Source organism: Ruegeria sp. CDSA241, from assembly GCF_059611265.1.
The window spans coordinates 157,213-167,564 of the sequence record NZ_JBXWPF010000010.1; the positions used below are offsets into that span (position 1 = coordinate 157,213).

The following is a 10,352-nucleotide window of genomic DNA, read 5'->3' on the forward strand; positions in this document are numbered from 1 at the left end:
GGAAGCAGGCAAGAGGCATTTTATGCGCAGAGTCGTTGTAACCGGTCTTGGGTTGGTCACTCCATTGGCCAGCGGGGTCGAGGAAACATGGTCGCGGTTGCTGGATGGGGAATCCGGTGCAGGCCCGATCACGCAATTTGATGCTGAGGCAAGTGGGGTCACCACAACGTATGCCTGCGAAGTTCCGCGAGGCGACGGCACCGTCGGGACATTCAATCCTGACGACTGGATGCCGCCAAAAGAGCAGCGCAAGATCGAAGACTTCATTCTGTACTCGATTGCAGCTGCTGAAATGGCCTGCAAGGATTCCGACTGGCTGCCCGAGGATGAAGAGGCGCGCTTGCGCACTGGCGTTCTTATCGGTTCAGGTATCGGTGGGCTGGGCTCCATTGCAGCAACGGCTAACCTGATCCGCGACAAGGGCCCTCGACGGGTGTCGCCTTTCTTTATTCCAGGCGCGCTGATTAACCTGGCCTCGGGTCAGGTGTCGATCCGCCATGGATTCAAAGGCCCGAACCATTCGGTTGTGACTGCATGTTCGACCGGTGCTCACGCTATTGGTGACGCAAGTCGCATTATCCGTGCCGGTGACGCTGACGTAATGGTTGCCGGTGGTGGCGAAGGGTGCATTTGCGAAATCGGTATCGCTGGATTCAACGCTTGCAAGGCGCTGTCGACCAAATACGCGGATAACCCCAAAGCAGCCAGCCGCCCCTATGACGTCGACCGAGACGGTTTTGTCATGGGTGAAGGTTCGGGCATCGTTGTTCTGGAAGAGTACGAACACGCAAAAGCGCGTGGCGCGAAAATCTATGCCGAAGTTCTGGGCTATGGCATGTCCGGTGATGCCTATCATATCACCGCACCCAGTGAGGACGGCGATGGCGCAGAGCGTTCTATGAACGCAGCGCTACGCAGCGCGGGGCTGGAGCCGAAGGACCTAGACTATATTAACGCGCATGGCACATCGACCATGGCCGATACCATTGAATTGGGTGCGGTCGAGCGTCTCCTGGGCGAGCATTCGGCGAATGTAACCATGAGTTCGACCAAATCGGCCACGGGCCATCTGTTGGGCGCTGCAGGCGCGATCGAAGCCATTTTCTCGATCCTCGCAATCCGCGATCAGGTTGCGCCACCGACGATCAATTTGGACAACCCAGCGGTCGAGACACCGATTGATCTGGCTCCGAATGCCAAGCGTGAGCGCAAGATTGATGTGGCGTTGTCAAACTCGTTTGGATTTGGCGGCACCAATGCAAGTGTGATCTTCGGAAAGGTCAGCTAAATGTGGCGCGCGATGGCCTCCAACATGCTGACCATCCTGGTGGTCGGCCTGTTTCTTGCCGGTGGACTGATTTTATGGGGGCAGGCGCGATACAAGAATGCGGGCCCTCTGGAAACTGCGATGTGTTTGCAGGTCGAACGTGGGTCGAACATGACGCAGGTCAGCCGACAGCTGGAGGATCAGGGCGCGATCAGCAGCGCTACGATATTCCGTATGGCGGCGGATTATACCGACAAGGCACCTCAGCTGAAGGCAGGCAGCTTTCTGGTCCGCGAGGGTGCTTCGATGGAGCAGATCATTGATGAGATTACGCGGAGCGGGGCCAGTACCTGCGGATCCGAGATTGAGTACCGGATCGGTGTAACCCGCATACAAACCCGTGTACGCGAATTGAACCCCGCAACATTGGACTTCGATGAAATCGCATCGTTCGATGTAGCGGAAGAAGAAATACCCGCGGCTTATACCCAAAAGCGCGAAGACTCAGACACACGGTACCGGGTCTCGATTGCTGAAGGTGTTACAACCTGGCAAGTGGTCGAGGGTCTTAAGCAGATCGACGCGTTGACGGGGGAAATCCCTGAAATACCGGCCGAAGGGGCGCTGGCACCGGACAGCTATGACATTGTGCGAGGTGCCGATCGGGCGGCAATCCTGCAGTCGATGCAGGATAAGCAGCAACTGCGCATTAACGCCGCCTGGGAAGGGCGGCAGGATGATTTGCCAATCAATACCCCCGAAGAGATGCTGATTTTGGCGTCAATCATCGAAAAGGAAACTGGTGTTCCGCATGAGCGTGGACAGGTCGCTAGCGTATTTGTAAACCGGCTTGAGCGAGGCATGAAGCTGCAGACGGACCCGACTGTAATCTATGGTGTCACCAAGGGGCAGGGCACGTTGGGCCGAGGCCTGCGCCGCAGCGAACTGCGCCGTGCAACGCCTTGGAACACTTATGTGATTGATGGGCTCCCGCCAACACCTATCGCAAATCCTGGTCTTGCAAGTCTTGAAGCCGCAGTTTCGCCCGAAGCGACTGATTTTGTTTTCTTTGTTGCAGATGGCACCGGCGGACATGCTTTTGCCGAGACACTGGATGAGCATAATCGAAACGTCGCCAAATGGCGTGAGATTGAGGCCGAGCGCCAAAGCACCGGAAATTAAAAAAGGCGCCGCTAATAGCGGCGCCTTTTAGATTTAGGCGGCGGAGGATCGACGCGGTCGCCGACGTTTTGGGCCTCCGGGATTGCCCGACTTGTTAGCTGCTTGCGGTTTTGGACCACGGCGACGGAACCCTCCGCCTTTCCGCGATTTTGCGGGTTCGGCGAACTCGGGCATTGTGCCGCTGGCGACCGGAACCTCAATTTTCATCAGTTTCTGAATCTGCTTCAGTTGATCCAGTTCATCCGGTGCACAGAAAGCGATCGCCTCGCCTTCGCGACCGGCACGGGCGGTTCGGCCAATGCGGTGGACGTAGTTATCCGGCACTTCGGGTAGGTCGTAGTTGATGACATAGGCAACGCCCGGGATGTCGATGCCGCGAGCGGCCACGTCTGTTGCCACCAAGACATTTATTTCGCCTGCGCGGAAAGCTTTGATCGCCCGGTCACGCTGTCCCTGACTTTTGTTGCCATGGATCGAGGCGGCGTTGAAGCCGTCGGCCACGAGACCCTTCATCAGCTTCTCGGCGCCATGTTTTGTACGCGAAAACACCAGCGTCAGAGCTTCTTTGTCCGCAGATAAAATCTCCCGCAGTTTGCTCGGTTTTTCCGCGCGGCTCAGGAAATGAACCGATTGGGTGATCTTGTCGGCGGCTTTACCCGGAGGGGACACTTGAATGCGTTGCGGGTTTGTCAGGTAGGCCTGGCTGAGTTCTTCCATCTGCTTGGGCATAGTGGCAGAGAACAGCATCGTTTGGCGGGGCGTGCCCAACTGCGGTGCAATCCGGCGCAGAGCATGAATAAAGCCCATGTCCAGCATCTGATCGGCTTCGTCTAGTACCAGATGACGTACCGAGCCGAGGTCGACTGCTCTGCGTTCCATCAGGTCGATCAAACGACCAGGGGTGGCAACCAGAATGTCTGTGCCGCGTGCCAGAAACGAAATCTGCCTACTGATGGACTGACCGCCAACAACTGTCGCCACACGCAGCTTCGTATTCGTGGTCAAATTGCGCAGGCTATCTGCGATTTGGTTGACCAGTTCACGGGTCGGGGCAAGGATCAGAGCCTTGGCGGTTTTCGGCGCAGGCTTGCCGGTCTGAGCCAGCAGATGGTCGATCAGAGGTAGGCCAAAAGCCAGCGTCTTGCCGGTGCCGGTCTGGGCAAGGCCCAGAATATCGTGCCCCTGCAATGCCATGGGGATTGCCTGGTTCTGAATCGGAGTGGGTTGTGAAAAATTGGCGCGTTTCAATGCGTCATTCAGGGCCGGGGCAAGACCCAGCATATCAAAGTCGAACAAATATCATTCCTTTTTTGCCCCTGGCGACTGGATCACCACGGGCGACATAAATCAGCAGCGCAATATGCGATGCCAACAGGGTTACGCTAAGACTCTGGATGCACAGGCGTTTCCTGCGGCATCCGGCCGTCGCATTCAGAACCCTGCGTGAAGGGGAACTATGGGGTGAATCGAGCGCTGTGGAGCAGGTCGGACCTGCCAATGCTCACGCGTCAGCGCTTTGTTAAGGCGCTCATGCAGGTTGCGGGGCGGAATGTCAAGCTGTGCGTTATAGATCACATCCGGCGAAAAGGATCGTTGTGGGCTGTCTGCAACCTTTAAGCAGTGAGATTGACCGCTTGGTTGATCGCAAAACCTGTTCTTACAGCTCGATATGTAGGGAAGGGCATCCGCGCGGCAGTTTCAATGTCCCGTCGGATCCAGTCGAGCGCCTCTAGCTGTTGAAGGGACGACGACAGCGCCCGATCCGTGATCGATACCAAATCCGATTTGATGGCGGAAAAGCGGTGCGGAGTGCCGGTGAGTGCCAGGATCGGGACGGTCCAGGATTTACGGACGAGCTTGAACTTGGTGTCATCCGGAACGGCGTTTACGATTGCGCTGGCCATACTGGCGGCTTCGATCCCCGGCAGGGTTAATCGGAATTCAGGGCGCAATGGGTGCCCGTGGCCCGGATTCCTTTCGATCAGGTCAAGGCGTATGAGATGGTCCAGACTTGCCGCGAAGGCAGTTCTTCCTGCGCTGGTGGCAGCAAGCAGAGCGGCCTGCCTGCCAGGAGTGCCGGAATGCATGAGTGCCAGAATATTCAGCGACCAAGCTCGGGAGGTCAGCTTGACAAGCAAATTAATGTCCATAAAGTATAGTTAATATAATTTAGCTCAAAAGGAAAGATTGATGCCCCTTGTTTCTTTGAAAAACACGATCACCCTTGCGATTTCGGTTCGGGACCGCCATGCAAGCGCCGAATGGTTCAGCGACAAATTGGGGTTTGAACTTTCCCATCACATAGACGAGGCGGGTTGGAGTGAGATGCGCACCAATGTGGATGGCGTCACATTGGGTTTAGGAGAGCAGGCCGAGCCCTCACCGGGAAATTGTGTTCCAGTGTTTGAGGTCGCCGATATCTCCACCGCGCGCAGTGCGTTAGAGGATGCAGGGGTGGCATTCGACGGTGCGACGGAAACGATCGAAGGAATGGTCAGCACGGCCACGTTTTATGATCCGGATATGAATGCGCTGATGCTGGCACAGGATTTGACTGGCAGCAGCTAAAGACGCGCGCGGGGAAGAAATTGTTAACCTGCACCGAACGTTCCCTGTTGCGTGGGTGTTGCGCAATTCATTGACTTTTCGAACTTAATTTGGTACGAACTGTGTCATGCTAGAAGAAGTGAGCAACGGCCTCGGGGTAACATCCGGCGGCCGTTTTTCGTTTCTCTCGTGCGGAGAAAACTCACGCATGAGGTCAATACGCAAACATGACATTGATTACCCCGGAAGAGCGGATTTCCCAAACGGCTGACTTGTTGCAGTCACTTGAGACATCCATTCGCGGTCTGCGCAAAGCAGCGGAAGAACTGCGCAGGCAGATCAGTGCCGGGGAGGATGCAGATATTGCTGGTGCAGGTAAGCAACTGGGACAGCTTGAGGGGCTGATCCGAAGTTGCCAAAAAGTGGAGACAAGCTTTGTCGAACAACATCACAGACAAGCCGGAGTTGCTCAAGGGGGCTATGCGCTCGACCTTGATCGGGCACGATCTGAGATCGGGTGCAGGCTGGCTCGCCTCCGCGCCTGTTGCGGTGCAGGACAGATTTCTGAGTGAGATCGGGGAGGGGGGGCTGTGCGCCCTCCCTTTCCTGTTTGAGTTCTGGGCGCTGCCGCATCAATTGCCGCCAGAAGGTGACTGGCGGTCCTGGGTGATCATGGGCGGGCGCGGAGCCGGTAAGACCCGGGCCGGGGCTGAATGGGTGCGGTCTATGGTCGAGGGGTCTTTGCCGTTGGACACGGGTAAGGCGCGCCGGGTGGCTCTGCTTGGCGAGACGTTTGATCAGGTGCGCGACGTGATGATCTTTGGCGATAGTGGGATATTGCAATGCTCACCACCGGATCGTCGACCTATTTGGAAGGCGTCAGAGCGAAAACTAGTCTGGCCAAATGGGGCCGAGGCGCAGGCGTTCTCGGCCCATGATCCTGAGGGGTTGCGCGGGCCACAATTCGATGCGGCCTGGGTTGACGAGCTGGCCAAGTGGAAAAAGGCTGGGGAGACATGGGATATGCTGCAGTTTGCTTTGCGGTTGGGGGATCAGCCCCGGGTCTGTGTGACAACTACGCCGCGCAATGTGAAGGTTTTGAAGGACTTGCTGGCGTCTCCGTCCACGGTGCAGACCCATGCGCCGACCGAGGCGAACCGGGCCAATCTGGCGGAGTCGTTTTTGGACGAAGTGCGCGCGCGGTATACGGGGACGCGGCTGGGGCGGCAGGAGTTGGACGGGGTGTTGCTGTCGGATGCGGAAGGCGCGCTGTGGACCGGTTCGATGCTGGAGGCGGCGCGATGCGCACAGGTTCCTGCGTTGGATCGCATCGTCGTGGCGCTGGACCCGGCGGTGACGTCCGGTTCTGGCGCGGATGCCTGCGGGATCGTGGTTGTTGGCGCGCAGGTGCAGGGGCCGCCCGAGGAGTGGCGCGCTTACGTGCTGGCCGACCGCACAGTGCAAGGCGCGGGTCCGGCTGGCTGGGCGCAGGCGGCGATTGACGCGATGGATGAGTTCGGGGCCGAGCGGCTGGTGGCCGAGGTCAATCAGGGCGGGCAACTAGTCGAGGAGGTGGTGCGGCAGGTGGACCCTCTGGTCCCTTATCGCGCGGTGCGGGCGTCTCGCGGCAAGGTCGCGCGGGCCGAACCTGTAGCGGCTTTGTACGAACAGGGGCGGGTGGCGCATATGGCGGGGCTGGACGCGTTGGAGGAGCAGATGTTCCAGATGACCGCGCGCGGGTTCGAAGGGCAGGGCTCGCCCGACCGGGTCGACGCTCTGGTCTGGGCGTTACATGAGTTGGTTGTGGGGCGTGCGGGGGCGTATCGGCGGCCTAGGGTGCGGAGTTTGTGAGGATAAAAACAGGCGGAGAGTGGCGGTTGAAGAACTGATCGCGGTCCGAAGTGACGTGGCCAGCGATTTATGCTATGAATACACCCTTTGCGACCACGGGGTCGGGGAGGGATTTCGTAGTGTCTACAAGTGACAAAAACTTCACCGGCTCAATTCCAGACATTTATGATGAATTTCTGGTTCCATTGATTTTCGAATCTTATGCCGCAGACTTGGCAAAGAGAGTCGCTGATACCAAACCCAAAGCTGTTTTGGAGACCGCCGCAGGTAGCGGAGTAGTAACACGTGCGTTGGCCCCGCTGCTGAGCGACGAAATTCGTTATGTGGTTACTGATTTAAATCAACCGATGTTGGACAGAGCGTCAACGCAGCAACCGAAAGCCAATCGAATAGAATGGAAGCAGGCGGATGCGTTGGCGTTGCCCTTTGAGGCAAATACATTTGACGTTGTCTGTTGCCAGTTTGGGGTGATGTTTTTTCCTGACAAAGTAGCTGGTTACAAAGAAGCCCTTCGTGTTTTGAAGGATGGCGGGTGTTTTATCTTCAATGTTTGGGACAGTATCGAAGAGAATGAGTTTGCGCATAGCGTGACGAAGACGGCATCTCGGTTTTTCCCGGAAGATCCCCCAGTGTTTTTAGCAAGAACGCCCCATGGGCACGGCAATATTGATTCAATTGTCGATGATCTTAAGGAAGCTGGTTTTACGGATATCGAAACACTGACCATTTCCGAGCAAAGCCGAGCGAGCAATCCGCAAGCTCCGGCAGTGGCTTACTGCCAGGGGACACCGCTTAGAAATGAGTTGGAAGAACGTGCTGCGGGCTCATTGACTGAAATTACAGACGCCGCCGCCGCCGACATCGAAAAGCTGTTTGGTAAAGGGCCGGTGTCCGGCAAAATTCAGGGGCATGTTTTTCTTGCGAGACCGTAAACGCCAAATTGATTTTTCTACCCACTCTATTCGCTTCTGCGTTGTGAATTAGTAAGAATTCCAACCCGTTGCCCTACCCCCGTACGTTCTATTCCCGAGGCATAAACTTCTCTGCGTCATAACTCCTTTCAACAAGCCGGGCAGAGCGGCGGCAGAAAGGAGCACAGATGGTATTCGATTTCTTGCGTCGTGGATCGGCTGAGGCAGCACCTGAAGCGAAGGCGAGCGCGGCTGGGCCTGTGGTGGCGTGGCAGACGGGTGGACGCGTGGCGTGGAGCCCTCGGGATGCGGTGACGCTGACGCGGACGGGGTTTTCGGGGAACCCGGTGGGGTTTCGCTCGGTCAAGCTGATTGCCGAGGCGGCGGCGGCTTTGCCTCTGGTGCTGCAGGATCAGGCGCAGCGGTTCGATGTGCATCCGATCCTGTCGCTGATGCGCCGTCCGAATGCGGCACAGGGGCGGGCGGAGTTGATGGAGGCCCTGTTCGGGCAGTTGCTGCTGTCGGGGAATGCTTATGTTGAGGCTGTGCAGGCTGATGAGGGCCTGCCGGTTGAGCTGCATGTGTTGCGATCCGACCGAATGAGCGTGGTGCCGGGGGCGGATGGGTGGCCCAAGGCGTATGATTACGCGGTGGGCGGTAAAAAGCACCGGTTTGCGGCGGAGAACATCTGTCATATCAAGTCGTTCCACCCGCAAGATGATCATTACGGGTTCTCGCCGATGCAGGCGGCGGCGATGGCGATTGATGTGCATAACAGCGCGTCGCGTTGGTCAAAATCGCTGCTGGACAATGCGGCGCGGCCTTCGGGGGCGCTGGTCTGGAAGGGCGGTGATGGCCATGGAGTTATGGCCGAGGACCAGTTCCGGCGTCTGTCCGATGAGATTGAGCAGAACTATCGCGGGGCGCGGAATGCTGGTCGTCCGATGGTTCTGGAAGGGGGGTTGGATTGGAAGCCGATGGGCTTTTCGCCCTTGGACATGGAGTTTCAGAAGACCAAGGAAGCCGCCGCCCGCGAGATCGCGCTGGCCTTTGGGGTCCCGCCGATGCTGCTGGGGATACAAGGCGACGCGACCTATTCGAACTATCAGGAGGCCAACCGGGCGTTCTATCGCCTGACAGTGCTGCCTCTGGTGACGCGGGTGGCGGCGGCGGTGTCGGAGTGGCTGGCGGGTTTTTCCGGTGAGGAATTGGTGCTGAAGCCCGATCTGGATCAGGTGCCTGCGCTGTCGGCGGAACGGGACGCGCAATGGGCGCGGGTCAATGGGGCCGAATTCCTGAGCGATGCCGAAAAGCGCGCCTTGCTGGGGCTGCCGGAGCGTGCGGATGGCTGAAGGATATCCGCCATTCGATTGCGCGCCAGGCTTGCGGCTGGCCGCGCATGAGCGGGTGGCCGAGATCCAGCATGAACATCTGTGCAGGCGGCTGGATCAGATCGAAGAGATGATGGAGCGGCTGGAGAGGCGATTGTGGCTGACGGTGTATGGCGTGGCAGCGGTGATCCTGGCGCAGGCGTTTCAGTCATTCCTTTCAGTAACACCATGAATTCAGCAGGTTACATGGAGAAGAATATGGATTTGGAGCATAAGTTCGCACGGTTCGGAGAGGGCCTTTCGGTGACCGAGGACGCGGTGATCGAAGGTTATGCCAGCCTGTTTGGACAGGTGGATCAGGGCAGTGACGTGGTGCAGAAAGGTGCGTATCGCGGTTCCCTTGAGGGGCTGGCTACAGCGGGCCAAAGGGTCAAGATGCTGTGGCAGCACGATCCGGCGCAACCCATCGGGGTTTGGGACGAGGTGCGCGAGGACGACCGGGGCCTGTGGGTCAAGGGCCGTCTGCTGAAAAGCACGCAAAAGGGCCGCGAGGCGGCCGAGTTGATCCGGGCGGGCGCAATGGATGGCCTGTCGATTGGCTTTCGTACCAAGCGCGCCGTGAAGAATGACAAGGGCCAGCGGGTCCTGACCGAACTGGAGCTGTGGGAGGTGTCGCTGGTGACGTTCCCGATGCTGCCCAGTGCGCGGGTGGCGGCAAAGGGGGTGGACCCCGAGGCCGAGAACACCTGGCGCAGTATTGCCGAGGTGTTTGATCACGCCCGGCAGGAGCTGGCGCGAACCTAGCGCGCCGAAACCTCACCCCCAAAAAGGAAGTGCTGATGAGCAAGACCGAAACCCCGGCCTTGACCGGAGAGGGTGTGCCCCTGGTTCAGGAGGTGAAGCAGGCGATGACTGGCTTCGTGAACGAATTCAAGGGCCTCAAGGCTGAAGTTAAGACAAAATTGCAACAGACAGAAGAGCGACTGACCATGCTGGATCGTAAATCAACCATCGCGGCACGCCCGCATCTTGCGGCCTCAATCGAGGACGGCGCACCGCATCAGAAGGCCTTTGATGCCTATGTGCGTTCGGGTGAGGATGACGGCCTGCGTGGTCTTGAGATGGAGGTGAAATCCCTCTCGAGCGCTGTGAACAGTGACGGTGGGTACCTGATTGACCCGCAAACCGCCGAGATCATCAAATCGGTGCTGAAATCTACGGCCTCTATCCGCTCGATTGCTTCGATCGTAAATGTCGAGGCGA

General features: G+C 58.0%; 12 protein-coding genes. 10 read left to right on the forward strand and 2 right to left on the reverse strand.

Features of this window, described 5'->3' with window-relative positions; genetic code table 11:
* Nucleotides 1-22: 22 nt before the first annotated feature.
* The gene (gene fabF / locus AC2FJV_RS11385) at nucleotides 23-1,288 is read left to right on the forward strand and encodes a beta-ketoacyl-ACP synthase II (RefSeq protein WP_281994457.1); all 1,266 of its coding nucleotides are present in this window, start codon (nucleotides 23-25) and stop codon (nucleotides 1,286-1,288) included.
* Nucleotides 1,289-2,449: an endolytic transglycosylase MltG gene (gene mltG / locus AC2FJV_RS11390; RefSeq protein WP_496713765.1), complete on the forward strand. Its 1,161-nt coding sequence runs from the start codon at nucleotides 1,289-1,291 to the stop codon at nucleotides 2,447-2,449. It abuts the gene before it with no gap.
* Between the two features lie 33 nt (nucleotides 2,450-2,482).
* On the opposite strand, the gene AC2FJV_RS11395 is transcribed toward mltG, so the two are convergent.
* Both AC2FJV_RS11395 and AC2FJV_RS11400 read right to left on the reverse strand, forming a co-directional pair.
* Entirely contained in the window at nucleotides 2,483-3,745 is a 1,263-nt protein-coding gene (locus tag AC2FJV_RS11395; protein ID WP_142633162.1) for a DEAD/DEAH box helicase, read from the reverse strand.
* A gap of 317 nt (nucleotides 3,746-4,062) precedes the next feature.
* Complete coding sequence (locus AC2FJV_RS11400) at nucleotides 4,063-4,599, reverse strand: winged helix-turn-helix transcriptional regulator (protein ID WP_142633164.1); 537 nt, start codon at nucleotides 4,597-4,599, stop codon at nucleotides 4,063-4,065.
* A 40-nt stretch (nucleotides 4,600-4,639) separates the two neighbouring features.
* Here AC2FJV_RS11400 and AC2FJV_RS11405 point away from each other — a divergent pair, with 40 nt between their 5' ends.
* The 8 genes from AC2FJV_RS11405 to AC2FJV_RS11440 form a co-directional block, all read left to right on the forward strand.
* Nucleotides 4,640-5,017, forward strand: a complete 378-nt coding sequence (locus tag AC2FJV_RS11405; RefSeq protein ID WP_271947618.1) for a VOC family protein — start codon at nucleotides 4,640-4,642, stop codon at nucleotides 5,015-5,017.
* 206 nt (nucleotides 5,018-5,223) lie between these two features.
* Nucleotides 5,224-5,568 (forward strand): hypothetical protein, encoded by a 345-nt coding sequence (locus AC2FJV_RS11410; RefSeq protein WP_281994458.1) that lies wholly within the window; start codon nucleotides 5,224-5,226, stop codon nucleotides 5,566-5,568.
* Nucleotides 5,477-6,847 (forward strand): DNA-packaging protein, encoded by a 1,371-nt coding sequence (locus AC2FJV_RS11415; protein WP_496693395.1) that lies wholly within the window; start codon nucleotides 5,477-5,479, stop codon nucleotides 6,845-6,847. The genes AC2FJV_RS11410 and AC2FJV_RS11415 overlap by 92 nt, the downstream gene beginning before the upstream one ends.
* A gap of 119 nt (nucleotides 6,848-6,966) precedes the next feature.
* The gene (locus AC2FJV_RS11420; RefSeq protein WP_496688433.1) at nucleotides 6,967-7,779 is read left to right on the forward strand and encodes a class I SAM-dependent methyltransferase; all 813 of its coding nucleotides are present in this window, start codon (nucleotides 6,967-6,969) and stop codon (nucleotides 7,777-7,779) included.
* A 167-nt stretch (nucleotides 7,780-7,946) separates the two neighbouring features.
* Entirely contained in the window at nucleotides 7,947-9,110 is a 1,164-nt protein-coding gene (locus AC2FJV_RS11425) for a phage portal protein (RefSeq protein ID WP_496713766.1), read from the forward strand.
* Nucleotides 9,103-9,321 carry a GTA head formation protein, RCAP_rcc01685 family gene (locus AC2FJV_RS11430; protein WP_142633175.1) on the forward strand — a complete coding sequence of 73 codons (219 nt, stop codon included), beginning with the start codon at nucleotides 9,103-9,105 and terminating at the stop codon, nucleotides 9,319-9,321. The genes AC2FJV_RS11425 and AC2FJV_RS11430 overlap by 8 nt, the downstream gene beginning before the upstream one ends.
* 14 nt (nucleotides 9,322-9,335) lie before the next feature.
* Complete coding sequence (locus AC2FJV_RS11435) at nucleotides 9,336-9,893, forward strand: HK97 family phage prohead protease (RefSeq protein WP_496713767.1); 558 nt, start codon at nucleotides 9,336-9,338, stop codon at nucleotides 9,891-9,893.
* Nucleotides 9,894-9,928: 35 nt separating this feature from the next.
* A partial coding sequence (locus AC2FJV_RS11440; RefSeq protein ID WP_496713768.1) for a phage major capsid protein occupies nucleotides 9,929-10,352 on the forward strand: 424 nt, incomplete at its 3' end.

What these genes read in the sequence shown, in the direction of transcription:
- fabF (WP_281994457.1), top strand. Translation starts at nt 23, where the DNA reads ATGCGCAGAGTCGTTGTAACCGGTCTTGGGTTGGTCACTCCATTGGCC.
- mltG (WP_496713765.1), top strand. Translation starts at nt 1,289, where the DNA reads ATGTGGCGCGCGATGGCCTCCAACATGCTGACCATCCTGGTGGTCGGC.
- AC2FJV_RS11400 (WP_142633164.1), bottom strand. Translation starts at nt 4,599, where the DNA reads ATGGACATTAATTTGCTTGTCAAGCTGACCTCCCGAGCTTGGTCGCTG.
- AC2FJV_RS11405 (WP_271947618.1), top strand. Translation starts at nt 4,640, where the DNA reads ATGCCCCTTGTTTCTTTGAAAAACACGATCACCCTTGCGATTTCGGTT.
- AC2FJV_RS11410 (WP_281994458.1), top strand. Translation starts at nt 5,224, where the DNA reads ATGACATTGATTACCCCGGAAGAGCGGATTTCCCAAACGGCTGACTTG.
- AC2FJV_RS11415 (WP_496693395.1), top strand. Translation starts at nt 5,477, where the DNA reads ATGCGCTCGACCTTGATCGGGCACGATCTGAGATCGGGTGCAGGCTGG.
- AC2FJV_RS11425 (WP_496713766.1), top strand. Translation starts at nt 7,947, where the DNA reads ATGGTATTCGATTTCTTGCGTCGTGGATCGGCTGAGGCAGCACCTGAA.
- AC2FJV_RS11430 (WP_142633175.1), top strand. Translation starts at nt 9,103, where the DNA reads ATGGCTGAAGGATATCCGCCATTCGATTGCGCGCCAGGCTTGCGGCTG.
- AC2FJV_RS11435 (WP_496713767.1), top strand. Translation starts at nt 9,336, where the DNA reads ATGGAGAAGAATATGGATTTGGAGCATAAGTTCGCACGGTTCGGAGAG.